Source organism: Streptomyces sp. NPDC002884, from assembly GCF_040295245.1.
Lineage (GTDB): Bacteria > Actinomycetota > Actinomycetes > Streptomycetales > Streptomycetaceae > Streptomyces.
This window is the reverse complement of record NZ_JBEOVB010000019.1, coordinates 19,337-42,200: the sequence shown is the minus strand read 5'-3', so window position 1 is coordinate 42,200 and position 22,864 is coordinate 19,337. Positions and strand designations below refer to the sequence as shown.

21 protein-coding genes are annotated in these 22,864 nt (G+C 73.2%); 16 read left to right on the top strand and 5 right to left on the bottom strand.

Annotation, left to right across the window (positions count from 1 at the left end; all coding sequences use genetic code 11):
• Positions 1-12: 12 nt before the first annotated feature.
• On the bottom strand, positions 13-1,377 hold the full coding sequence (locus ABT070_RS30280; RefSeq protein ID WP_351765151.1) for a glutamine synthetase family protein: 1,365 nt from the start codon (positions 1,375-1,377) through the stop codon (positions 13-15).
• A 233-nt stretch (positions 1,378-1,610) separates the two neighbouring features.
• On the opposite strand from ABT070_RS30280, the gene ABT070_RS30275 reads away from it, so the two are divergent.
• From ABT070_RS30275 to ABT070_RS30240, 8 genes are all read left to right on the top strand, one after another.
• Positions 1,611-1,799 carry a ferredoxin gene (locus ABT070_RS30275; RefSeq protein WP_086755097.1) on the top strand — a complete coding sequence of 63 codons (189 nt, stop codon included), beginning with the start codon at positions 1,611-1,613 and terminating at the stop codon, positions 1,797-1,799.
• A 2-nt stretch (positions 1,800-1,801) separates the two neighbouring features.
• Complete coding sequence (locus ABT070_RS30270) at positions 1,802-3,019, top strand: NAD(P)/FAD-dependent oxidoreductase (RefSeq protein WP_351765149.1); 1,218 nt, start codon at positions 1,802-1,804, stop codon at positions 3,017-3,019.
• 14 nt (positions 3,020-3,033) lie between these two features.
• Complete coding sequence (locus tag ABT070_RS30265) at positions 3,034-3,846, top strand: acetoacetate decarboxylase family protein (RefSeq protein WP_351765147.1); 813 nt, start codon at positions 3,034-3,036, stop codon at positions 3,844-3,846.
• A 120-nt stretch (positions 3,847-3,966) separates the two neighbouring features.
• Entirely contained in the window at positions 3,967-5,427 is a 1,461-nt protein-coding gene (locus tag ABT070_RS30260; RefSeq protein WP_351765145.1) for an aldehyde dehydrogenase, read from the top strand.
• Complete coding sequence (locus ABT070_RS30255) at positions 5,420-6,355, top strand: 3,4-dihydroxyphenylacetate 2,3-dioxygenase (RefSeq protein WP_351765144.1); 936 nt, start codon at positions 5,420-5,422, stop codon at positions 6,353-6,355. Before ABT070_RS30260 ends, ABT070_RS30255 begins: the two co-directional genes overlap by 8 nt.
• 11 nt (positions 6,356-6,366) lie before the next feature.
• Positions 6,367-7,221 (top strand): fumarylacetoacetate hydrolase family protein, encoded by an 855-nt coding sequence (locus ABT070_RS30250; RefSeq protein ID WP_351765142.1) that lies wholly within the window; start codon positions 6,367-6,369, stop codon positions 7,219-7,221.
• A 68-nt stretch (positions 7,222-7,289) separates the two neighbouring features.
• Positions 7,290-7,919 (top strand): TetR/AcrR family transcriptional regulator, encoded by a 630-nt coding sequence (locus ABT070_RS30245; protein ID WP_351765140.1) that lies wholly within the window; start codon positions 7,290-7,292, stop codon positions 7,917-7,919.
• Between the two features lie 255 nt (positions 7,920-8,174).
• Positions 8,175-9,632, top strand: a complete 1,458-nt coding sequence (locus tag ABT070_RS30240; RefSeq protein ID WP_351765139.1) for an APC family permease — start codon at positions 8,175-8,177, stop codon at positions 9,630-9,632.
• Positions 9,633-9,791: 159 nt separating this feature from the next.
• On the opposite strand, the gene ABT070_RS30235 is transcribed toward ABT070_RS30240, so the two are convergent.
• Positions 9,792-10,523, bottom strand: a complete 732-nt coding sequence (locus ABT070_RS30235) for a flavodoxin family protein (protein WP_351765137.1) — start codon at positions 10,521-10,523, stop codon at positions 9,792-9,794.
• 146 nt (positions 10,524-10,669) lie between these two features.
• Here ABT070_RS30235 and ABT070_RS30230 point away from each other — a divergent pair, with 146 nt between their 5' ends.
• A complete protein-coding gene (locus tag ABT070_RS30230) occupies positions 10,670-11,671 on the top strand; it encodes an NAD-dependent epimerase/dehydratase family protein (RefSeq protein WP_351765135.1) in 1,002 nt (333 codons plus the stop codon).
• Between the two features lie 27 nt (positions 11,672-11,698).
• Here ABT070_RS30230 and ABT070_RS30225 read toward each other — a convergent pair whose 3' ends face one another.
• Together ABT070_RS30225 and ABT070_RS30220 are read right to left on the bottom strand one after the other, a co-directional pair.
• Complete coding sequence (locus ABT070_RS30225) at positions 11,699-12,808, bottom strand: sensor histidine kinase (protein ID WP_351765133.1); 1,110 nt, start codon at positions 12,806-12,808, stop codon at positions 11,699-11,701.
• Between the two features lie 2 nt (positions 12,809-12,810).
• Positions 12,811-13,539 (bottom strand): response regulator transcription factor, encoded by a 729-nt coding sequence (locus ABT070_RS30220; RefSeq protein WP_351765131.1) that lies wholly within the window; start codon positions 13,537-13,539, stop codon positions 12,811-12,813.
• Between the two features lie 123 nt (positions 13,540-13,662).
• On the opposite strand from ABT070_RS30220, the gene ABT070_RS30215 reads away from it, so the two are divergent.
• From ABT070_RS30215 to ABT070_RS30205, 3 genes are read left to right on the top strand one after another with little or no spacing between them, the layout of a single operon-like run.
• Positions 13,663-14,367 carry a glycosyltransferase family 2 protein gene (locus ABT070_RS30215; RefSeq protein ID WP_351765129.1) on the top strand — a complete coding sequence of 235 codons (705 nt, stop codon included), beginning with the start codon at positions 13,663-13,665 and terminating at the stop codon, positions 14,365-14,367.
• The gene (locus ABT070_RS30210) at positions 14,364-14,981 is read left to right on the top strand and encodes a TIGR04282 family arsenosugar biosynthesis glycosyltransferase (protein ID WP_351765128.1); all 618 of its coding nucleotides are present in this window, start codon (positions 14,364-14,366) and stop codon (positions 14,979-14,981) included. The genes ABT070_RS30215 and ABT070_RS30210 overlap by 4 nt, the downstream gene beginning before the upstream one ends.
• Entirely contained in the window at positions 14,978-15,889 is a 912-nt protein-coding gene (locus ABT070_RS30205) for a class I SAM-dependent methyltransferase (RefSeq protein WP_351765126.1), read from the top strand. Before ABT070_RS30210 ends, ABT070_RS30205 begins: the two co-directional genes overlap by 4 nt.
• A 319-nt stretch (positions 15,890-16,208) precedes the next feature.
• Here ABT070_RS30205 and ABT070_RS30200 read toward each other — a convergent pair whose 3' ends face one another.
• Positions 16,209-17,474, bottom strand: a complete 1,266-nt coding sequence (locus tag ABT070_RS30200) for a molybdopterin-dependent oxidoreductase (RefSeq protein ID WP_351765124.1) — start codon at positions 17,472-17,474, stop codon at positions 16,209-16,211.
• Positions 17,475-17,587: 113 nt separating this feature from the next.
• On the opposite strand from ABT070_RS30200, the gene ABT070_RS30195 reads away from it, so the two are divergent.
• From ABT070_RS30195 to ABT070_RS30180, 4 genes are all read left to right on the top strand, one after another.
• Positions 17,588-19,072: a hypothetical protein gene (locus ABT070_RS30195; RefSeq protein WP_451101879.1), complete on the top strand. Its 1,485-nt coding sequence runs from the start codon at positions 17,588-17,590 to the stop codon at positions 19,070-19,072.
• Between the two features lie 135 nt (positions 19,073-19,207).
• A complete protein-coding gene (locus ABT070_RS30190) occupies positions 19,208-19,780 on the top strand; it encodes an AMIN-like domain-containing (lipo)protein (protein ID WP_351765122.1) in 573 nt (190 codons plus the stop codon).
• 178 nt (positions 19,781-19,958) lie between these two features.
• Positions 19,959-21,893, top strand: a complete 1,935-nt coding sequence (locus tag ABT070_RS30185; RefSeq protein WP_351765120.1) for a glycoside hydrolase family 5 protein — start codon at positions 19,959-19,961, stop codon at positions 21,891-21,893.
• A 188-nt stretch (positions 21,894-22,081) separates the two neighbouring features.
• On the top strand, positions 22,082-22,861 hold the full coding sequence (locus ABT070_RS30180) for a polysaccharide deacetylase family protein (protein ID WP_351765118.1): 780 nt from the start codon (positions 22,082-22,084) through the stop codon (positions 22,859-22,861).
• Positions 22,862-22,864 lie beyond the last annotated feature (3 nt).

Below are 22,864 nucleotides of genomic sequence, written 5' to 3'. Positions count from 1 at the left end.
GTCTCCTGGACGTCACAGGTGGTAGGCGTACTCGGTGAACTCCCAGTCGGTGACATGCCGTCGGAAGCGTTCGACCTCGTTGCGCTTGTAGCCGAGGTACGAGGTGGTGAAGTCCTTGCCCAGCACGTCGCTGAGGGCGGTGTCCGCTTCCAGCGCGTCGAGGGCGGCGGACAGGTCCGTCGGCAGGACGGCCGCCCGGCTGGTGTCGTAGCCGTAGCCCTCCAGCGGGGCGGGCGGCTCCTCCCCCGCCCGCACACCGAGCAGGGCGGCGGCGATCGTGCCCGCGATCAGCAGGTACGGGTTGGCGCCGGCGTCGCCGAGCCGCAGCTCCAGACGGGCGCCGGAGCCGCGCTCGGGCGGGATGCGGACCATGGCGCTGCGGTTGTCCAGCCCCCAGTCGATCAGCCAGGGCGCGAGGGTGTCCGGGCCGAAGCGCTTGTAGGAGTTGACCGTGGGGTTGGCGAGTGCGGCGAGGGCCGGGGCGTGGGCGAGGAGGCCGGCGATCGCGTGGCGTGCGGTGGCGGACAGGCCGTAGGGGCCGGAGGGGTCGTCGAGGACGTTGCGCCCGCCGTCCTCGTCGGATGCCTCGAAGGACAGATGGAGGTGGAAGCCGGAGCCGCCCGCGTCGTTGAACGGTTTGGCCATGAAGGTGGCGAGCCGTCCCTCCCTGCGCGCGAGTTCCTTGACGGCGGCCTTGAAGCGAAAGGCGCGGTCGGCGGCCGACAGGGCCTCGGAGTGCGTCAGGTTGATCTCGAACTGGCCGCCGTCGAACTCGTGGTTGCCGTTGGTGACACCGATGCGGAGGTCGCGCAGCAGGCGCAGGGTGCGCAGCAGGTGGTTGTCGGGGTCGGCGCGCAGGCCGGCCGTGTAGACGACACCGGTGGCTCCCGAGTAGCGCCGGTACCCGCTCACGGACGCCGGGTCCGCGTCGCACAGGAAGTACTCGAGTTCGGGGCCGACCACCGGGCGCAGTCCCTGTTCGGCGCACCGGGCGAGTACCGAGCGCAGCAGGTCACGGGGTGACTCGGCGGCGGGCGCCCCGGTCGCCGGGTCGATCACCTCGCCGAGACAGGTCGCGACCCCGGGCTCCCAGGGGAGTGCGACCAGGGTGTCGAGGTCCGGGCGCACGGTGACGTCGGGCAGGCCGGCGTCCAGGCCGCCGCTCACCGGGACGACGTCCCCCTGGGGCGAGGTGTGGTAGACGGCCCGGCAGAACGCGAGCCCGTGCTCGCAGACCGTCGGCAGTTGGTCGAGCAGGACGTCGCGGGCCCGGTCGGTGCCGATGAGGTCGGGATAGGTCACCCGGACCACGTCGATGCCTTCGGCGGCGAGCCGCTCCTGGTACTGGCGGGGGTCCGGTGTCTGCGTTGCGCTCACCGTGGTCTCCTCGGCGGCTGGTGCCAGTTGTTTGGTGCCAAACGATATGAACGGCCCCATCGGCCCGCAAGGGGTCGGCAGCAAAAAATTATCCACCTGGACAGGTATTGACCAGGGGTGTGCGGCTTCCTATGTTGTTTGAAGCCAAATGAGTTGGAGGTCCGGTCCTCGGACCTCCTGGCCGGGGCCCGGCCGACAGCGGTCGGGCCCCCACACTCCCAGGAGGACCGGCCATGAAGGTCGTCGTCGACATGAACAAGTGCCAGGACCACGGCCAGTGCGTCTTCGCGGCTCCCGACGTCTTCCAGCTCGACGGGAACGGGCGCCTGGCCTACGTCAGCGACCCCGACGACGCGCTGCTCGACGAGGTCGAGGAAGCCGCCGACGTCTGTCCGCTCCAGGCCATCCGGATCGAGGCCTGATCATGACCTCGCACCGTGCACGCGTCGTCGTGGCCGGCGCCTCCATGGGCGGCCTGCGCGCCGCCGAACAGCTGCGGTCGGCCGGCTGGGCGGGAGCGATCACGCTCGTCGGCGACGAGCCGCACATGCCCTACAACCGGCCGCCGCTCTCCAAGGAGGTGCTGGCCGGGAAGGCGTCCTTCGAGTCGCTGGCCTTCCGTCCCCGCGCGAGCGTGGCCGACGCGGAGTGGCGCCTCGGCAGAAGGGCCGTCGCCGCCCGCCTCGACGAGCGGACCGTCACTCTCGACGACGGCTCGGAGCTCGCGTACGACGCTCTGGTCGTCGCCACCGGCATGCGGCCCCGCCGGCTGCGCTGCCCCGGCCCGCTCGCCGGCCGCCACGCGATCCGCACCGTCGACGACGCCCGGGCGCTGCGCGACGAGCTGACCGGGCCGGGCGTGCGGGTGGTCGTGGTGGGCGCCGGGTTCATCGGCTGCGAGGTGGCCGCCACCGCCGTGGATCTCGGCGTCGCCGAGGTGACCGTCGTCGACCCGCTGCCCCTGCCCATGGTGGGGCCGCTCGGAGAACTGCTCGGACGCGCGCTGCTGAAGCGGCACCAGGAGCACGGGGTGCGTTTCGTGCTCGGCACGGGCGTCGCCGGCTTCGAGGGCGAGGACCGGGTCACGGGCGTGGTGCTCGGCGACGGGACCGTCCTGCCCGCCGACGTGGTGGTGGAATCGGTCGGTTCGCTCGCGAACACCGAGTGGCTGGACGGCAACGGCCTCGACCTGTCCGACGGGGTCCTCACCGACGAGCAGCTGCGCGTCGGCGGACGGCCGGACGTGGTCGCGGTGGGCGACGTGGCACGTTTCCCCAACGCCCGCTACGACGGCGTACCGCGCCGGGTCGAGCACTGGTGCATCCCCACCGACACCGCCAAGCACGCGGCGAAGGTGCTGGTGGCCCGGCTCGCCGGTGAGGGACCCGAGCCGGCGCCCTTCGCGCCCCTGCCCTCCTTCTGGAGCGACCAGCACGGCTTCCGGCTCCAGTCCTTCGGCGCGCCCGCGCTCGGCAGGGACGACGTGCGGGTCCTGGACGGCGATCCGGACGCGGACGTCCTGGTCGGCTACCACCACGACGACCGGCTGGTCGGCGTCGTGGCGCTGGGCGGCCCCGCCACCGTGTCCGCCGCCGCCCGCCATCGCGCCGAACTGCTCAGGCAGCCCGCTCCCACCGCCTAAGGAACCCCCTGACCATGACCACCGTCCGCGGATACTTCCACCCCAGAACGGCGACGGGCTCCTCGTCGCTCATCCCGTCCCCGCCGTGGCGCTACTCGGGTGACCTGCTCACCGTCGAGTACCGCACCGACCCCGCCCGCGTCCGTGAACTGCTGCCCGCACCCCTGGAGTTGGCCGACGAGGACCCGGGCGCGGTCGCGCTGGTCTGGGCCGACTGGCAGTCCTGCTCCGCCTCGGGGACGGAGCTGCTCGACCCCGTGCTGTCCCAGTACAAGGAGGCCTTCGCGGTCGTCCGCTGCACCTACCGGGGGCGGACGTACTCGCGCTGCGTGTACATCTGGGTCGACAAGGACTTCGCGATCGCCCGCGGGCTGCACCAGGGCTACCCGAAGAAGCTGGGCTCGATCCACCAGACCCGGCCGCACCCGTACGGACCCGCTCCGCGCATCGAGGCGGGAGCCCGGTTCGGCGCGACCCTCGCCGCCGCCGACCGGCGGCTGGCCCAGGCCGTGGTGACCCTGCGGGAGCCGTCGGAGACGAACGGATTCGTCAACGGGCATCCCATGGCGCACCACCGCCTGCTGCCGTCGATCGAGAAGGGCAAGGGCTTCGCCCTGGACGAGCTGATCGAGTCCGGCGCCGCCTCCTTCGAGGCGGGACCGGCCTGGAGAGGCGACGCCGAGCTGGAGCTCTTCGAGGCGCCCACCGAGGAGCTGGCCCGACTGGAGATCCGCGAACCGATCGCCGCGTACTACCGGCAGGTCGGGGTGGTGTGGGACGGGGGGCGGCTGCTGGCGTCGGGAACGTCGGAGGTGGGCGCCGGATGAGGTCCTCGTCGACGTACGGATGCCGCGCGGCCGGCCGCGCCCCCGCGGCGGACCCGCACACCGACACGGCCCGCGCCCCCGGGTGGTCCCCCGTCCCCTCGCCCGAAAGGAACCGTTCTCATGGCTGACAAGGTCATCGTCGCCGGTGTCTCCGTCGACACCCGGCACTGGATCGGCGGTCGACGCGTCGCCTCCGCCCGGACGTTCACCGACATCTCACCGATCGACGGCGGCACCCTGGGCGAGATCGCCCGCGGCGGGCCCGCCGAGGCCGAGGCCGCCGTCGCCGCCGCCAAGGCCGCCTTCCCCTCCTGGGCCGCCACCGCCCCCGCCGAACGCGCCCGCGTCCTGCACGCCGTCGCCGACGGGGTCGAGAAGCGGCTCGAAGAGCTCGCGATCGTGGAGACCACCGACAACGGCGCCCTGCTGCGCTCGCACCGCCGGGGCGTGATGCCCCGCGTGGCGCACAACTTCCGCTTCTTCGCCGACTGGCTGCTGAAGCTGGACCACGAGGACTTCGAGACGCGCGGCCACACCAACCACGTCTCGTGGGACCCGGCCGGCCCCAGCGTGCTCATCACCCCGTGGAACGCCCCGCTGATGCTGGCCACCTGGAAGGTCGCCCCGGCCCTGGCCGCGGGCAACACCGTGATCCTCAAACCCGCCGAGTGGTCCCCGCTGACCGCCTCCCTGCTCGCCGACATCGCCGCCGAGGCGGGACTGCCTGCCGGCGTGCTGAACGTGGTCCAGGGCTACGGCTCGGAGATCGGTGACGCCCTCACCTCGCACGCGGACGTGCGCCGCATCAGCTTCACCGGCTCGGTGCCGACGGCCCGGCGGATCGCGGAGTCGGCGGCATCCAACCTGACCCCGCTCAGTCTCGAACTCGGCGGCAAGTCACCGCTGCTGGTGTTCGCGGACGCGGATCTGGACCTCGCCGTGGACCTCGCGGTGGAGCAGTACGACAACGCCGGGCAGGTCTGCCTCGCCGCCACCCGGCTCCTGGTCGAGGAGTCGGTCGCCGAGGAGTTCACCCGGCGGTTCGTCGAGAAGGCCGGCGCGCTCACCCAGGGCGATCCCCGCGAGGAGGACACCGACATCGGCCCCACCATCCACGCCCGCCAGCTCGAGAAGATCGACGGCTTCGTCCGGCGGGCGATCGCCGCGGGAGCGCGCGCGGTCATCGGCGGGCACCGCAAGGACGGCCGGTACTACGCGCCGACCCTGCTCACCGATGTCGCCCAGGACTCGGAGATCGTGCAGGAGGAGGTCTTCGGGCCGGTTCTGACCCTGCAGACGTTCGCCGACGAGGACGAGGCGGTCCGGCTCGCCGACGACACCCGCTTCGGTCTCGCCGCCACCGTCGCCACGGGGGACCGGGAGCGCGCCGAACGGGTCACCGCCCAGCTGGCCGCGGGCACGGTCTGGGTCAACTGCTTCTTCGTACGCGACCTGCGGGCACCCTTCGGCGGCGCGCGCCACTCCGGCGTCGGCCGCGAGGGCGGGAGCTGGAGCTTCGACTTCTACTGCGACCTCAAGAACACCGTCACCGCGCCGAACGGATGGAAGAACCATGGGTGAGATCGTCGGGGCGGGGCTCCTCGCCCACGTCCCCACCATCGTGCTGCCGGAGGCCGACCGGCTGGAACTCAACGAGGGCAAGGAGATCACCCTCGTCACCGGCCTGCGCCGGCTGCGCGAGGACGTCTTCGAGTCCGACGACTACGACACCGTCGTCGTCCTCGACTCCCACTGGGCGACGACCGTCGAGTTCGTCGTCACCGCCCAGCGGCGCCGGGCCGGGCTCTTCACCTCCGAGGAGCTGCCGCGCGGCATGTGCCGGATGCCGTACGACTTCCCGGGCGATCCCGAACTCGCCCACAACATCGAGAGGTTCGCCGACAGGCACGGCACCTGGATCACCGCGATCGAGGACGACCACCTGCCGATCTACTACGCGACCATCAACCTCTGGAAGTTCCTGGGCGAGGGGCTGGCCGACAAGCGGTGGGTGACCATCGGTGTCTGTCAGACCGGCGACATGGAGGACCATCTGCGGCTGGGCCGCGCGCTCGCGGACGGCATCGCCGCGACCCCCGGCCGCCGGGTGCTCGTCATCGCCTCCGGTGCCCTCTCCCACACCTTCTGGCCGCTGCGCGAGATCCGTGACCACGAGGCCAGCGACCCGGTGCACATCCGCACCCCGGAAGCCCGCGAGGCGGACCGGGAACGCATCGCCTGGTTCAAGGAGGGCCGCCACGACAAGGTCCTGGACACCATGGACGCGTTCTGGAAGTACAGGCCCGAGGCGAAGTTCTTCCACTATCTGATGATGGCCGGCGCCCTCGGCGAACAGGCCTGCACCGCCCGGGCCCGCCAGTACGGCGAGTACGAGAACTCCGTCGGCACCGGCCAGGTCCACCTGTGGTTCGACCGGCCGGCCGACGGCTGGACCGGCACCGGACTTCCGGCGCCCGCCGCCCCGCACCACCCCCACCGCCGCTCCTAGGAAGGCCCGCCATGGCCGCTTCTCCCGAGTACCGCCGCATCCTCCTGGACGGCGCCGCCGTCCAGGTCACCGTCGACGGGGACGAACTCGCCGCCGGGGACGGCCGCCGCGTCAAGATCGACGAGGCGCTGCACCTGCCCCCGGTCGTTCCCTCCAAGGTGATCGCCGTCCACCTCAACCACCGCAGCCGGGTCGAGGAGTTCGGGATCGACCTCCCGGCCACCCCGACCTACTTCCACAAGCCGACCTCCTCCCTGAACTCCCACAAGGGCGCCGTCGTCCGCCCCGACGGGTGCAAGTGGCTCAACTACGAGGGCGAGGTCGCCATCGTCATCGGCAGGACGGCACGCAACATCTCCCCGGCCGAGGCGGGCGAGTACATCGCCGGCTACACGATCGCCAACGACTACGGGCTGCACGACTTCCGCGACACGGACGCCGGGTCCATGCTCCGGGTGAAGGGCTCCGACACCCTGTGCCCGCTCGGCCCCGGCCTGGTCACCGACTGGGACTTCCGCGGCAAGCGCCTGCGGACGTACGTCAACGGCCGGGTCGTGCAGGACGGTTCGACCGACGAGATGCAGTGGGACATGCACTACCTCGTCGCCGACATCGCGCGGACGATCACCCTGTACCCCGGTGACGTCCTGCTGTCGGGCACCCCGGCCAACTCGCGTCCCGTCCGGCCCGGGGACGTCGTCGAGGTCGAGGTCGAGGGCCTCGGCCGGCTCACCAACCACGTCGTGACCGGCCCGACCCCGGTCCGCGCCGACGTCGGGGCGCAGCCCACCGAGTCCGAGGAGGTGCTTTCCACCGCACTCGGCGGCGACTGGGAGTTCCGCGGCATCCGTCCGCCCCGGCGCTGATGCCGCCGGAGAAGCACCGCCGACGGCTCGAAGCGGCCGTCCGAACGGGCCCGGGTAGGGTCACCGCCATGGCCGATTCCGCAGACGACGCCCCCGAGAGCCGACAGCCGCGCCGGCGTCTGCACTACGGCGAGGGACGTGAGGCCCTGCTGAAGGCGGCCGTGCGGGTGGTGGCCCGGGGCGGACTGCGCAAGCTGACCTACCGGGCCGTCGCGCAGGAGGCCGGGGTCACCCACGGTCTGGTCGTGCACCACTTCGGCTCGCGTGACGCCCTGATCGAGGAGGCGCTCGCGCACACCATCCGCACCTCGCTGAGCATCAGCGCCCTCGAACCGGGCACCGGCAAGGTCGCGGACTTCTCGACCGGGCTGTCCGACATGGTCACGGCGGACCCGGACACCCAGGCCTTCCAGTACGAGCTGCTGCTCGAGGCGCGCCGCAGGCCGGAGCTGCTCCCGCAGATCCGCGCACTGTACGACGAGTACTTCGACGCCACCCGGCGCGAGCTGGGCCGGATGCTGCCGGCGGGTGCGGACACGGCGCTGACGCGGCTGGTCTTCGCGGCGCTGGAGGGTCTGGTGCTGCATCAGCTGGTGCTGGGCGAGCCCGGGGTCACGGACGCGGCCCTGGAGGAGCTGCGCTCCCTGCTGAGGCTCCTCGCGGCCGACGGCGATGCCGCCGGAAAGGCTCCCGCCTGACCGTCCGGCCTTCGGGTTCCCGGGCCCTGGACGTCATCGCGTCCGGGGCCTTTCGCCGTCCCGCGCCCCGCGCCGCCGGGCCGGGTGACAGGGCGTGCCGGCACCGGAGTCACGGCTGTGCAAAAGACGGGCGGCGGGGCGGAAATTTCCGGTCGCACCCCCTTGCCAAACGGATAGTTCGAACCCACCATGAGGCAACTCGTTTGGCTTCAAATCAAAATCCCCATCCTCCCCGTCCCCCGACAGGTGATCCGAGTGGACAGTCAGACGGCGGTCGCATCGCACACCGCGCACGATTCATCCATGGCAGGCAGGCTCAAACCCGATTCGCTCGGCGTCCTGGGCATCCTCTTCTTCGTCCTTTCCGCCCAGGCGCCGCTGACCGGCATCGCCGGGGCCGTCCCCATCGCCATCGCGATCGGCAACGGGACCGGCGCCCCCGCCGCGTATCTCGCGGCCGGCGTCGTGGTCCTGCTGTTCTCCATCGGCTTCGTCGCCATGGGCCGCCATGTGGTGGACGCCGGCGCCTTCTACACGTACATCGGCAAGGGACTGGGCCGTTCGGCCGGTTCCGGCAGCGCCGGTGTCGCCCTCTTCGCCTACTGCGCGATCCAGGCCGCCATGTACGGGCTCTACGGAGCGACGGTGAGCGGACTGGTCCAGCACTACACCGACGTGCACATCGCGTGGTGGATCTGGACGCTGGTCACCATGGTGGTCGTCCAGGTCCTCGGCGCCGCCGGGATCGAGATGGGCGCCAAGGTGCTGGCCGTGTTCGTCCTGGCCGAGTTCAGCGTCCTGATCGTCTTCGCCCTGGTGACCCTCTTCAAGGGCGGCGGCCCCGAGGGCCTCGGCTTCGGCGACAGCTTCTCGCCGCACGCCGCCCTCCAGGGTGCTCCCGGCGTGGCCCTGATGTTCGCGGTGGCGTCGATGTTCGGCTTCGAGGCCACCGCCATCTACGGCGAGGAGGCCCGGGAGCCGCGCAAGACGGTGCCCCGCGCCACCTACCTGTCGGTCGCGGTGATCACCTGCTTCTTCGCCTTCACCTCCTGGATGCTGGTCTCCGCGCACGGCGCGTCCGCGGCGACGGCCGAGGCGGGCAAGGCGCTGGAGTCCGGCGATGCCACGACCTTCGTCTTCGCCCCCATCGCGGCGCAGTTCGGCGCGTGGACCGGCGACGTGCTGCCGGTCCTGCTGGCCACCTCGCTGTTCGCCGGCATCCTGGCGTTCCACAACTCCGCAAACCGCTATCTGTTCTCCCTGGGCCGCGAAGGCCTGCTGCCGCACCGCCTCACCGGGCTGAACAGCCGCCACTCCCCCTGGGCGGCCGGCATCGTCCAGACGGTGATCTCGGTGGCCCTGGTCATGCCGTTCGCGCTGCTGGGGAAGGACCCGGTGCTGACCCTCTTCTCGTGGTTCAGCGGGGTCGCCGTCCTCGGGATCATGCTCCTCTACTTCCTGACGTCGGTCTCCGTGATCGTCTTCTTCCGCCGCTCACGTGCCGACACCCGGCCCTGGAACACACTGGTCGCACCGATCCTGGGCGCGCTCGGCATCGCCGGCGCGATCTGGCTCATCATCGAGAACTTCACCACCCTCATCGGCGGCGACGCGACCACGTCCGTCTGGCTCCAGCTGACCGTGCCCGCGGTCCTGGTCCTGGGACTCGTCGTGGCGAGGCTGACCCGGCGCGGGCCGACCGCGGCGGTCTGACCTCCGGGTTCCGGTGCCCGGCAGCCGTTGCCGCCGGGCACCGGAACCCTCCGTAGTGCTCCCCGCGAGTCATGATGGGCGACCGGCACGGGCCCGCGCACTGCCGGAATCCGGCAGCGTTCACCGGGGTCTCGATGCCGGTGAACCACGCGTCGGACGTCAGCGGTAGTCGGGGTTGGGCGCGTCGAAGCGGCAGCCCGCGTCCCACTCCGAGCGCTGGTTGCCGTGGGCGGGGACGCCGCCGTTGCGCTTGAGCAGGGCCGCGAGATGCATCAGGTTCCACGTCATGAAGGTCGTGTTGCGGTTGGTGAAGTCGTTCTCCGGACCGCCCGAGCCGGGATCCAGGTACGACGGACCGGGACCCGCGGGACCGATCCAGCCGGCGTCCGCCTGGGGCGGGATCGTGTAGCCGAGATGCTGGAGGCTGTAGAGGAGGTTCATCGCGCAGTGCTTCACGCCGTCCTCGTTGCCGGTGATCAGACAGCCGCCGACCCGGCCGTAGAAGGCGTACTGGCCCTGCGGGTTGAGCAGGCCGGAGCAGCTGTACAGGCGCTCGACGACCTTCTTGGTCACGGAGCTGTTGTCGCCGAGCCAGATCGGCCCGGCCAGCACCAGGATGTCGGCCGCCATCACCCGCTCGTAGAGGGCCGGCCAGGCGTCGGTGGCGAATCCGTGTGCGGTCATGTCCGGGTAGACACCGGGGGCGATGTCGTGGTCGACGGCCCGGATCTCGTCGGTGCTCACCCCGTGCGCGTCCATGACGGCCCGGCTCTTGTCGACCAGGCCCTGGGTGTGGCTGAGCTGCGGGGACGGTTTGAGGGTGCAGTTGACGAACAGGGCGCTGAGGTCGGTGAAGCGGTACGTGTCGCCGGAGGCGGGCGAGGCTGCCATGACGGTCTCCCTTGCTGAAGGCGTGCGAAGCGTCTCTCGGAGAGCCCGCCGCGTCCCGGTCCGACGCGCGGTACTGCGTCTTACGGAGTGATGACGTGCCGGGCGGGTCACGGGGCACGGCCCGGCCACGGCCCTAGCGTGGCCGTATGCGTGTACTGGTCACCGGCGGTGCCGGCTTCATCGGGTCCCATGTCGTCGACGCCCTGCGTGCGCGCGGGCACGAGGCGCTCGTGTACGACGTCCGCCAGGACCCCGCCGCCGACGTGCGCGACCCCGCGGCCGTCGCCCGCGCCCTCGGCGGCGTCGACGCCGTCTGCCACCAGGCGGCGATGGTCGGGCTCGGCGACGGGGTCGCCGACGCGGCGGAATACGTGTCGCGCAACGACCTCGGCACGGCCGTCCTGCTCGCCGCCATGGCCGGGGCGGGCGTCGGGCGGCTCGTGCTGGCCGGGTCGATGGTCGTGTACGGGGAGGGGCGCTACGCGTGCCGGGAGCACGGGGTGGTGCGGCCGCGGCCACGGGCCGTCGCCGATCTGGACGCGGGACGGTTCGAGCCGCCGTGCCCGCGGTGCGGCCTGGCTCTCGCCCCCGGGCTCGTCGCCGAGGACGCCCCCGCCGACCCGCGCAACGTGTACGCCACGACCAAGCTGGCCCAGGAGCACCTGGCCGCCGCCTGGGCCAGGTCGACGGGCGGGACGGCGGTGTCGCTGCGCTACCACAACGTGTACGGGCCCCGGATGCCCCGTGACACCCCGTACGCCGGCGTCGCCTCCTTCTTCCGCTCGGCGCTGGCCCGGGGCGAGGCCCCGCGCGTCTTCGAGGACGGGCGGCAGCGGCGGGACTTCGTGCACGTGAGGGACGTGGCCGCCGCCAACCTGGCCGCGCTGGACGCCGACCCGCCCCAGGGCGCGCTGACGGCGTACAACACCGGCAGCGGGGAGCCGCACACGGTCGGCGAGATGGCGCGGACCCTGGCCGCCGCGTACGGCGGACCCCAGCCGGTCGTCACCGGTGAGTACCGGCTGGGCGACGTCCGCCACATCACGGCGGACTCCGCCCGGCTGCGGGCCGAGCTGGGCTGGAAGCCCCGGGTCGGGTTCCAGGAGGGGATGCGGGAGTTCGCACGCGCCGGACTGCGCGGGGAGTGAGCGGGCCGGGGCGGAGGCCGTCGGCCCTCAGGGGGCCGTCGGCAGGGTCACCTCGAAACGGCAGCCGCCCGGGATGTTGCGTACCGTGGCCCACCCCTGGTGGGCCTCCACGATCCCCCGCACGATGGCGAGCCCCAGCCCCGCCCCGGCCGGCGGCGTCCGGGCGTGCGTCCCGCGCCACCCGGTGTCGAAGACCCGCGGCAGATCCTCCTCGGGGATGCCGCCGCAGCCGTCGGTGACGGAGAGCACGACCCCGGCGGGCGAGCGCTCGGCGGCGACGGCGACCGTGCCGTCGGCGGGCGTGCGCCGGATGGCGTTGACGAGCAGATTCCCGAGCACCCGGCTCATCTCCTTGCCGTCCACCTCGACCGGAAGGGGCTCGACACGGCCGCCGACGAGCCGCACGCCGTGTTCGCGGGCCAGCGGGTCGGCGCCGGCGAGAGCGTCGCCGACCAGGTCGTACACGGACATGCGGGAGGTGGAGAGCGCGAGCGCCCCGGCGTGTATGCGGGAGAGCTCGAACAGGTCGCCCACCATGTCGTTGAGCCGTTCCACCTCGGTGCGGATCTGCCGCAGATAGCGGGCGGGGTCGGCCGCGACACCGTCCTCCAGCGCCTCCGACATCGCGCGCAGCCCGGCCAGCGGAGTGCGCAGGTCGTGCGAGATCCAGGCGACGAGTTCGCGTCGGGACGTCTCCAGCGCGCGTTCGCGGTCCCGGGACTCGGCGAGCTTCCCGCTGGTCGCCGCCAGCTCACGGCTCAGCGCGTCCAGTTCGGCGGTGGTCGGGCCGTCGGGGGCGGTGAAGGCGCCGCCGTCGCCGAACGAGCGGGCGGCACGGGTGAGTTCACGGCTGCGGGCGACCACCCAGCGGCCGAGCAGAAGGGCGGTGGCCAGGGAGACCACCGCGGCCATCGCCACCACGGTCGTCACGACGCTCAGGTCGTGCCCGGACAGGAACATCGCCTGCGCCACGGCCAGCGTGCCCGCCAGCATCGCGGTCACGGCGACGGCCGCCACCACCGTGAGCGACGCGGTGAACGAACGGCGGCGCAGCAGCCACAGCGCGCCCGCGCCGAGCAGTCCGGCGAGCAGGGCGCCGAGGAAGGCGAACAGGGCGATCAGCAGGGTGTCGCGCACGGTCACTCCCCCTCTCGGCCGGGTCCGGGTTCGAAGCGGTAGCCCACGCCCCACACCGTACGGATCAGCTGCGGCCGGGCCGGGTCGTCCTCGACCTTGCCGCGCAGCCGGCGCACATGGACGGTCACGGTGGACAGGTCGCCGAACTCCCAGCCCCACACCTCGTGCATCAGGTCCTCCCGGCCGAACGCCCGCCCGGGATGCCGCAGAAAGAACGCGAGCAGGTCGAACTCGCGCAGTGTGAGGGCGAGTTCGGTGCCGTCCTTGGTGGCGCGGCGGGCGCCGGGATCGAGGGTCAGGCCGGCCGCGGTCAGCACCCGCGCACCGGTGGCGGGCCGGCTGCGGCGCAGCACCGACTCGACCCGCAGCACGAGTTCGCGGGGACTGAAGGGTTTGGTGACGTAGTCGTCGGCGCCGACCTCCAGGCCGAGGATGCGGTCGTCCTCGTCGCCGCGCGCGGTCAGCATGATGACCGGCACGGGCCCGTGCCCGCGCATCCGGCGGCACACCTCGAGACCGTCCATGCCGGGCAGCATCAGGTCCAGCACCACCAGGTCGGGCCAGTGCGCCGCGGCCCGGGTCAGCGCGGTCGGGCCGTCGTCGGCCCGGTCGACGACATAGCCGGCCCGGTCCAGGTACCCGGCGACGACCTCCGAGACCGTGGGGTCGTCGTCCACGACCAGGACCCGGGCCGATCCCGGCGAAGGGGGTGGGGGCTCGTGCTGCTGCATGCGCCCAGCCTCGCACCGCGCCCCGTTCCCTGCCGCGCCGCGGGCGCCCCGGCGGCCGGACGTCCGCGTTTCGTAAGGAGCCGAAGCCCGTTTCGTCCTATTCGCGTTCGTAGGGTGAGGACCGTGACCACGGACGTAGAAGTAACGGACGTAGAAGTAGATGTCGTGCTCCCCTGCCTCAACGAGGCCGAGGCACTGCCCTGGGTGCTCGCCCGCGTGCCGAGCGGCTGGCGGGCCGTCGTCGTCGACAACGGCTCCACCGACGGCTCGGCGGAGATCGCCCGCGCACTCGGCGCGAGAGTCGTCCACGAGCCCCGCCGGGGCTTCGGCGCCGCCTGCCACGCCGGGCTGACCGCGGCCACCGCCGATGTCGTCTGCTTCTGCGACTGCGACGCCTCCCTCGACCCGACGCTGCTCGTGCCGTTCGTCCACGAGGTCCGCGCCGGCACGGCCGATCTGGTGCTCGGCCGCCGCCGGCCGCAGGGCCGGGGCGCCTGGCCCGCGCACGCCCGGGCCGGCAATCTCGCGCTCGCCCGGCTGCTGCGCCGCCGCACCGGACTGCGCCTGCACGATCTCGGCCCGCTGCGGGCCGCCCGCCGGGAGCCGCTGCTCGCCCTCGGCCTCACCGACCGGCGCAGCGGCTACCCGCTGGAGATGGTGGTGCGCGCGGCCGACGCGGACTGGCGGATCGCCGAGCACGACGTCCCCTACCTGCCCCGTACGGGCGTCTCGAAGGTGACGGGCACCTGGCGTGGCACCTGGCAGGCCGTCCGGGACATGAGCCGCGTCCTGAACGGCGTTCCGGCGCGCGAAGGGGCCGCACGGTGACCACTCTGCTCGTCATCGCCAAGGAACCGCTGCCGGGGCGGGTGAAGACCCGGCTCACCCCGCCGTTCACCCCGCAGGAGGCGGCGGCGCTCGCGGAGGCGGCTCTGTCCGACACCCTGCGGGCGGTGGCGGCCACGCCCGCGTCCCGCCGCGTCCTGGTGCTGGACGGCGCCCCCGGGCCCTGGCTGCCGCCCGGATTCGACGTCGTGCCGCAGTGCGCGGGCGGACTCGACGAACGGCTCGCGGACGCCTTCTCCCGGTGCGACGGGCCGGCCCTCCTCATCGGGATGGACACGCCGCAGGTGACGCCGGAGCTGCTGACCGCCGACTTCGACGGCTGTGACGTGTACTTCGGCCCGGCTCGGGACGGCGGCTTCTGGGCCCTGGGGCTCGCGGAGCCCGATCCCGGTCTCTTGCGGGGCGTGCCCATGTCGACGCCCTGGACGGGGGCCGTGCAGCGGGCGCGGCTCGTCGGCGCGGGGCTGCGGGTGCGCGACCTGCCGTGTCTGCGGGACGTGGACACCGCCCCGGACGCGGCGGCCGTAGCCGCGCTCGTCCCGCACGGCCGGTTCGCCGCCCGCCTCTCCGAGTGCGCGGCGGCGGTGAGCCGATGAGCACCGCGTACGACCTCGCCGGAACCGGAGCCGGGGCCGGGGCCGGGACCGGGGCCGGCCCCGCCGACGGCGGCGTGGCGGATGCCGCGGGGGGCGCGGGACGTGCAGGGGTCGCGGGAGTCGCGGGAGGTACAGGGGCCGCGGGGGCCCCGGGAGCCGCGGGGGCCGTCGCCGACTGGGCCGCCGCCGACCCGTACAGCGCCGCACTGCGCACCGGCCGGGGCCCGCTGTTCCTGCGGCGCGCCGACGGCTGGCTGCTGCCGCTGGAGGTGGAGCGGTGGTGCGCCCGCGCCGACCCGGCCGATCTGGCGATCCTGGACCGGTGCGAGGGAGCCGTGCTGGACGTGGGCTGCGGCCCCGGCCGGCTGGTGGCCGAACTCGCCGCCCGGGGCCGGACCGTGCTGGGCATCGACGTCACCGAGGCCGCCGTCGCCCACACCCTGGAGCTGGGCGGACAGGCGCTGCGGCGATCGGTCTTCGACCTGTTGCCGGGCGAGGGGCGCTGGGGAACCGTGCTGCTCATCGACGGCAATGTCGGCATCGGCGGCGACCCGCTCGCCCTGCTGCGCCGGGCGGCCGCCCTGCTCGTCCCGGGCGGCCTGCTGATCGCCGAGACGGCACCGGTGGACGTGGACGAGCGGGCCGAGGTCGAGGTCGTCGACCGGCCAGGGGCGGGCGGCACCGGCCGGGCGTTCCCCTGGGCGCGGCTCGGTACGGCCGCCCTGGCGCGGTACGCGGGCCGCGAGGACTGGCGGACGGCCGGTCAGTGGACGGCCGGCGACCGCTGCTTCGTCGCCCTGCGCAGTCGCAGCGCGAGCAGCAGCGCCGAGCCGCCGAAGAGCACCGCGGTGATCAGCAGCCAGTGGGCGAGGAACCCGTCCGCCGAGCGGCCGGTGGCCGACCGGTAACGAAGGTCCACCCTCCCGCTGATCAGCGGGAACCACACGAGCAGCAGCAGCCCGGAGAACGCGGCCGGCACCCGGACGTACATCGCCCACCGCCGGTGACCGGTCGCGCCGAACCCCTGGACGACAGCCCGGTCGGCCACGGCGTACAGGGGCAGCAGCACGAGGTCGTGCAGCAGCGCCGCCCCCACCCACCACAGCACGACGCCGAACCAGTCGTCGGCGAGAAGACGTACGCCCGCGTAGGCGGCGAGCGCGAACGAGCAGGCGAGCAGAAGGATCTGGAAGGGACTGCCGATCACCGGCCGTCGTCGCACGGGCGTCATCGCGTCTCTCCGAACGTCATCCGGGCCACCCACTTGGTGTTGAGCACGCCGGGCGCGGCGGGCACGATGACGCGCGCCGGGTAGCCGTGGTCGGGGCTCAGCGGCTCGCCGTTGACGTACAGGGCGAGCAGGGAGCGCGGGTCGGCGACCTGGTTGGCGCGCAGGGCCGCGTGGCGGAAGGCGCCGTGTTGCTGGAGGGACTCGACGAAGACGTCCGGCGGGTCGTCGTCGTAGCCGACGAGCGCGGCCAGGTCCCGCAGCCGTACGCCCCGCCACCACTGGTCCGAGGTCGACCAGCCCTCGACGCATGCGATGGGCAACGCCGAACTGTGCAGCGGGAGTCCACGAAGCCGGTCGCGGCTGAGACGAAGGGTGCCGGTGCGCCCCGTGACGACGAGGCGCCAGGCGTCCTCGTCCGTCCGCGCCGCGTCGATCCCGGCGTACGCGGCCGTCTTGTTGATCTGGAAGCCGTTCGGACCGCTGCCCGGATCGGCTCCGCCGTGCGGAGCGAGCAGGGCCGTGCCCCGCAGCGCGTCGAAGCTCTGGCCGGCCGTCGTGGCGAACAGCAGCAGCGAGCCGCCCCCGACGAACCACAGCGCTCCGCGCCGGGAGACGGTGGCGGGATCCGGGCGCGGGGAGACCAAATCGCGCGAGGACGCGGGCGTCCGCGACGAGACCGGCTCCGCCTCCTCCCGCAGGCGGCGCAGATTGCGTACGGCCGCCGGGGCCTTCAGGACGGCGTGGGCGACGAACGCGGCGAAGAAGACCCACGCGCCGTAGAAGTGCAGGGGGTAGAAGGAGCCGGGGAAGACGTAGTCCAGCTGGACGTTGAGGACGCCGGTGACGAACTCGAACAGCCCGCCGCCGACCAGCAGCAGCAGGGAGATCCGTTCGAGCGCGTGGGCGAGGGAGCGGGCGGGCGGCAGCGTGAACAGTTTCGGCACCACCGACCACAGCTTGGCCAGCAGGACGGGGATCAGGGTGATGCCGAGGGTGACGTGGACGCTCTGGGTGACCCGGTACAGCCAGTGCGGGCCGGTCGGCCAGGCGAACAGGTAGGAGCCGAGAATCCCCTTGTCCGGGGTCTTGTCGTTCACCGGCGAGAGGTCCGGGTTGTAGGCGGCGTACGAGACCAGGCCCGTCACGAACAGCACCGTGATGCCGACGAGCAGCACCAGGCCGAGCACCGAGGTGAACCAGGGGCCGCGCAGCGGGCTGCGCCAGAAGCCGGGGGAGGTGGGGAGCCGTGAGTCGTCTCGCATGTCCCGACCGTAGGCCGCGGCACCCCCGGGAAAGGGCGCACGACCCATGACGAAACGCTGACGTCCGGCCCGGACGGCGGCTCCTGGCCCGCCGCTCGGCCTAGCGTGCCGATGTGACCCGCACCCTGCGCTCCGCCGAGCCGCGAGCCCCGCGCTCCGGTGGCATCACCCGCGACCTCCGCCACGACCTCCGCCGTGATCTGTACGCGGCGGGCGCCGCCGTCCTGCTCGTGACGGCGGCCGTGCTGATCGGCCACCACATCCAGCACACGCGGCACACCCTCCGGGTCGACTGGCCACCGCTGCTCGCCAGTTGGGGCCCCCATGCGGGGCCGGGCACGCCGGCGGCCGTCGCGCTGGCGGCCGCGACGGTGGGATACGGTCCCGCCCTGGCCGCCCGCCTGCCCTGGCGGGCCCTGCTCGTTGCGGCCTGGGGTACGAGCACGGCCTGGATCCTCTCCCTCGCCCTGATCGACGGCTGGCGGCGGGGCGTGGCCGGCCGGCTCACCACCCGCCATGAGTACCTCCAGGTCGTCGACCGTTTCCACGACGTCCCGGCGACACTGCGCGACTTCACCGGGCACATCCTTCTGGAGTCCCCCGACAACTGGCCCGCGCATGTCGCCGGTCATCCCCCGGCGGCCACGCTGACCTTCGTCCTGCTCGACCGGATCGGGCTGCGGGGCGGGGGCTGGGCCGGCATGTGGTGCATCGTCGTCGGCGCGACGGCCTGTGCGGCCGTGCTGGTGGCGGTGCGGGCGCTGGCCGGCGAGGGGCTCGCGCGGCGGGCGGCGCCCTTCCTGGTGCTGGCTCCGGCCGCGGTGTGGATGGGGACGTCGGCCGACGCGTACTTCGCGGCGGTCGCCGCGTGGTCCGTGGCGCTGCTGGCCCTCGCGGTCACGGGACGACGGGTCCGGAGCGGGGCGCTGGGCTCGGGGCTGCTCTTCGGCCTGACCTGCTATCTCTCCTACGGCCTCACGCTGTTCGCGCTCATCGGCGCGGCGGTGCTGCTGCTCGGCCGGGGGCGGGTGCGGGAGCGGCCCGACCTGCTGGTCCTGCTGCTCGCCGGGGCGGCCGTCGTGCCGGCGGTGTTCACCCTCGCCGGATTCGACTGGTGGGAGGCGTACCGGCTGCTGGTCACCCGCTACCACCAGGGCGCGGGCGGTGTCCGCCCCTACGGCTACTGGATGTGGGCCGACCTCGCCTGCACGGTCCTGATCACGGGTCTGGCGACGGCGGCCGGTCTACGGCGGACCGGCGCGACACTCCTCCGCCAACGCCACCGCCTCGGCCACCGCTCCCGCCTCGGCCACCACAGCCGCCTGGGTCACCGCGGCCGGCTCCTCGCGCCGGGACCGGACGGCCCGCGCCGCTCGGGCGCGGACGCCCGCCTCGCCCTCCTCGTGGCCGCCGCCCTGCTCGCCCTGCTCGTCGCCGACCTGTCCGGCATGAGCAAGGCCGAGACCGAACGCATCTGGCTCCCCTTCGCCGTGTGGCTCCTCCCGGCCTGCGCGTTCCTCACCCGCCCGCGTGCCTGGCTGGCCGCCCAGGCCGCCCTGGCCCTGCTGCTCAACCACCTGTTGCTGACCGGCTGGTGATCGTCGGCGACCGCAGGAGGCCGTCTGGCACACCGGCGTCACATCGGGACGGAGAACAGTGCAACCTTCGGGGCATTCCGGCTGTCTCTGTTTTTATCCGACACACATCACCACACACGTCCTTCGGGGGAGATCATGGTGCGAAACAGAACCCTCTGGGTCACCGCCGCCCTGCTGGCCACCACGCTGGGTGTGGCCGCGGTCCCGGCCACCGCCGCCCCGGTCACGGCCACCCGGGCCGCCGCCGCCTGCGCCACCGGCTGGGGCAGCCTGGCCAAGACGTACTCCGCCGGCACGGCGACACCGCTGACCAACGTCAGGACCGGCCGCCACGACTGTTACGACCGGTTCGTCGTCGACGTCCCGGGCGCGGGCGCCGCCGAACTCGGCTTCTCCGTCGCGTACGTCACCCGGCTCTACCAGGACGGCTCGGGCCGCCCCATCACCGTCGGCGGCGGCGCCGTCCTGGAGGTGCGGGTCAACGCGCCCTCCTACGACCCCGAGACCGGCACACCCACCTATCCGGGACGGGTGGCGCAGCCGCTGCCGGGCGTCGACCTGACCGGCTACAGCACCTTCCGTGACACCCGGTACGCCGGAAGCTTCGAGGGTGTGACGCAGTTCGGGCTCGGCGTCCGGGCGCGCCTGCCGTTCCGGGTACTGCATCTGGCCGACCACCTCGTGGTGGACGTCGCGCACACCTGGTGACACCGGCCGCCCGACCGATCCCCGGCGTCCGGCCTCCCCGAGGCCGGCGCCGGGCGCGGCGCGGGTGCGCCCGGCGCCGGCGCGAGCGTGTTCCTGCGGCCCCCGGGACATCCGGGCCGGGATTTCGTAGGCTGTCGGTCGCCGCTCGCCACCCCCACCGCGCCCCGCAGAGGACCGGATGCAGACCCTCAGAATTGTCAAGTACCTGACATCAACAGCCGTGGCTCTCGCGCTGCTGACCCCGGCACCGACCGCGGCCGCCGCCGTCCCGGCCGCCACCCAAGACGCCATCGCGGCCTCCGCCGCCGCCGGGGCCGCTCCCCCGGCGGCGGCGGAGGACTGGCAGCCGCCCCTGTCCACCCGGGGCCGCTACATCGTCGACGCGCAAGGGCGCCGCTTCCGCCTGAAGTCCGCCAACTGGGACGGCGCCCAGGGCTCGTGGTCGGGAAGCGGCAGCACCGCCGATCCCGCCAACCACCACGCCGGCCAGAACTCGTCCGGCATACCCCTCGGCCTGGACCGAGCCCCGCTGGCCGACCTGCTCGCCGACTTCCACCGGCTCGGCATCAACAGCATCCGGCTGCCGTTCTCCAACGAGATGATCCGCACGACGGCCCCGGTGCCGGACAGCGCGGTCGCGGCCAACCCGCAACTGCGCGGCAACACCCCGCTTCAGGTCTTCGACGCCGTCGTGGCCGCCCTCACCGGGGACGGGTTCGCGGTCATCCTCAACAACCACACCAACACCACCCGCTGGTGCTGCGGCGTGGACGGCAACGAACGGTGGAACAGCGGTCGGACCACTCGGCAGTGGACGGACGACTGGGTCTTCATGGCCCGCCGCTACTCCGCCGACTCCCGTGTCGTCGGCGCGGACCTCTACAACGAGGTACGCCGTGACGTACTGGACGACCCCAACTGGGGCCTCGGCGACGACCACGACTGGTACGCGGCCGCCCAGCTCGCCGCGGACCGTATCCTCACCGAGGCCGACCCGGACCTCCTCATCGTCGTCGAGGGCATCAACTGGACCGGTCTGCCCGTGGACGGGCTGCCGCACGAGCGCCCCACCCTCACGCCCGTCCGCACGCTCTCGCACACCCTCCTGGACGCGCACAAGCTGGTCTACTCCGCCCACTTCTACGGCTACACCGGCCCCCGGCACAGCGGTGCCACCGGGATCGGCGAGACCCACGACCCGCGCTACCAGGACCTGACCCGCGACCAGCTGTCCCAAGTCCTCACCGACCAGGCCTTCTTCGTCACCACGGAGGGACAGCACCACACCGCGCCCGTGTGGATCAGCGAGTTCGGCATCGGCGCCCAGGAGACCGGCGCCGCCGCCCGCACCTGGTTCGGCAACCTCACCGACTACTTCGCCGACCACGACGCCGACTTCGCCTACTGGCCCCTGGTCGGCTGGGAGGGCCACGACGACTGGGCACTGCTGCGCTACGACACCACGGGGCGACGGTCCGGCATCCTCGACCAGGCCGACTGGCGCGGCGCCGGCTGGGATCACCTCATGACGTCCGCGACCCGCACCGGGACCGTCCCGCCGGTGCCCGTGCGGCGCATGCTCGCCACCGACCACGGCGACGCGGTGCAGTCCCGGCGGGTGCGGGCCGGCGGGGACTGGGACCCGGGGGCCTCCAAGGCCGCCTGCCCGGACGGCCTCCGGCTGATCGGCCTGAGCCACACCGGCGGCCGGGGTCTGTGCACCGACACGACCGCCGGCGACCTGCGAGCCTCGGGCGACACGCAGACGGTCGTCACGGACGAACGCCACGTCCCCGCCGGCGGCGACTGGGCCGGCGGCTACACCAAACTCCAGTGCCCCGCCGGGCAGTTCCTGATCGGCTACAGCCGCCGCGGGGAACGCGTGTCGGCCGCGCTGTGCGTGCCCGCCCGTACGACGCCGGGCCGGGCCGGACGGACCGTCTGGTTCGACCGTTCCGACAACCGGCCCGTCGACACCGGCGGCGACTTCGCCCAGGGCCGCTACAAGGGGCAGTGCGCCGCCGACGAGTACGCCGCGGGCATCGCCTTCACCACCCGGTTCGGCAGCACGCCGGGCCCCGCCGCCCTGCTGTGCGTCCCGCTGGGCCCGTGAACACCGAGCCCGCAACGGGCGGCGCACACCGTTCCGTTGCGGGCTCGGACGCCCTGGCGTCCCGGAACCTCCGCGAAATTGTCCGTGATCGGTAACAGAGGGATCCCGGCGCGCCTTTTCACCGTCCTGACAGCTGCAGGGGATCACCGGGGCAGGGGATCCGCCGACACGACACGAACAGGGCAGACATGGCGCGGCATGGCGGGCGGGGATGGTACGGCCGGGTTCTCGCGGCGGCGGTCGGTGTGACGGCGGTGGCCGCCGCCGCCTCGGTGTGGACCGCGCAGGCCGGGCCGGTGGACGGAGGGCAGGCGGGAGCGGGCGCCTCGGCGCGCCCCTCCGCGGCGGGTTCCGTGCCCGCCCGGGTGTCGGTGGACATCGCCCACGCCTCGGACCACGGTGCCCGCGGCGTCAACATCACCATCGACGACGGTCCGGACCCCGACTGGACGCCGCAGGTCCTCCAGGTGCTGCGGGAGAACCATGTGAAGGCGACGTTCTGCATGGTGGGCACGCAGGCCCAGGCCCACCCGGACCTGGTCAAGGCCGTGGTGGCGGACGGGCACCGGCTGTGCAACCACACCGTTTCGCACGACACCACCATGGACACCAAGCCCGAGTCCTACCAGAAGCAGCAGATCCTGGACGCCGAACGGATGATCACCGAGGCCTCCGGGGGCGTCCGCCCGCTGTACTACCGGGCGCCGGGCGGCGCCTTCACCCCCTACAGCCGCGATCTCGCCGCCTCCCGCGGGATGCGCCCGCTGGGCTGGAACGTCGACACCAAGGACTTCGAGCGGCCCGGCGCCGCCGCCATCGTCACCACCGTCGAGAACGAGGTGTCCAACGGCCCGACGATCCTCTTCCACGACGCGGGCGGGGACCGCGCACAGACCGTGGCGGCCCTGCGCGAGGTCCTGCCGTGGCTGCGGGAGCAGGGGTACTCCTTCGGCTTCCCGGTGCGCTGATCG

What these genes read in the sequence shown, in the direction of transcription:
- ABT070_RS30190 (WP_351765122.1), top strand. Translation starts at nt 19,208, where the DNA reads ATGGTGCGAAACAGAACCCTCTGGGTCACCGCCGCCCTGCTGGCCACC.
- ABT070_RS30230 (WP_351765135.1), top strand. Translation starts at nt 10,670, where the DNA reads ATGCGTGTACTGGTCACCGGCGGTGCCGGCTTCATCGGGTCCCATGTC.
- ABT070_RS30220 (WP_351765131.1), bottom strand. Translation starts at nt 13,539, where the DNA reads ATGCAGCAGCACGAGCCCCCACCCCCTTCGCCGGGATCGGCCCGGGTC.
- ABT070_RS30255 (WP_351765144.1), top strand. Translation starts at nt 5,420, where the DNA reads ATGGGTGAGATCGTCGGGGCGGGGCTCCTCGCCCACGTCCCCACCATC.
- ABT070_RS30235 (WP_351765137.1), bottom strand. Translation starts at nt 10,523, where the DNA reads ATGGCAGCCTCGCCCGCCTCCGGCGACACGTACCGCTTCACCGACCTC.
- ABT070_RS30205 (WP_351765126.1), top strand. Translation starts at nt 14,978, where the DNA reads ATGAGCACCGCGTACGACCTCGCCGGAACCGGAGCCGGGGCCGGGGCC.
- ABT070_RS30250 (WP_351765142.1), top strand. Translation starts at nt 6,367, where the DNA reads ATGGCCGCTTCTCCCGAGTACCGCCGCATCCTCCTGGACGGCGCCGCC.
- ABT070_RS30260 (WP_351765145.1), top strand. Translation starts at nt 3,967, where the DNA reads ATGGCTGACAAGGTCATCGTCGCCGGTGTCTCCGTCGACACCCGGCAC.
- ABT070_RS30270 (WP_351765149.1), top strand. Translation starts at nt 1,802, where the DNA reads ATGACCTCGCACCGTGCACGCGTCGTCGTGGCCGGCGCCTCCATGGGC.
- ABT070_RS30200 (WP_351765124.1), bottom strand. Translation starts at nt 17,474, where the DNA reads ATGCGAGACGACTCACGGCTCCCCACCTCCCCCGGCTTCTGGCGCAGC.
- ABT070_RS30275 (WP_086755097.1), top strand. Translation starts at nt 1,611, where the DNA reads ATGAAGGTCGTCGTCGACATGAACAAGTGCCAGGACCACGGCCAGTGC.
- ABT070_RS30245 (WP_351765140.1), top strand. Translation starts at nt 7,290, where the DNA reads ATGGCCGATTCCGCAGACGACGCCCCCGAGAGCCGACAGCCGCGCCGG.
- ABT070_RS30265 (WP_351765147.1), top strand. Translation starts at nt 3,034, where the DNA reads ATGACCACCGTCCGCGGATACTTCCACCCCAGAACGGCGACGGGCTCC.
- ABT070_RS30185 (WP_351765120.1), top strand. Translation starts at nt 19,959, where the DNA reads ATGCAGACCCTCAGAATTGTCAAGTACCTGACATCAACAGCCGTGGCT.
- ABT070_RS30180 (WP_351765118.1), top strand. Translation starts at nt 22,082, where the DNA reads ATGGCGCGGCATGGCGGGCGGGGATGGTACGGCCGGGTTCTCGCGGCG.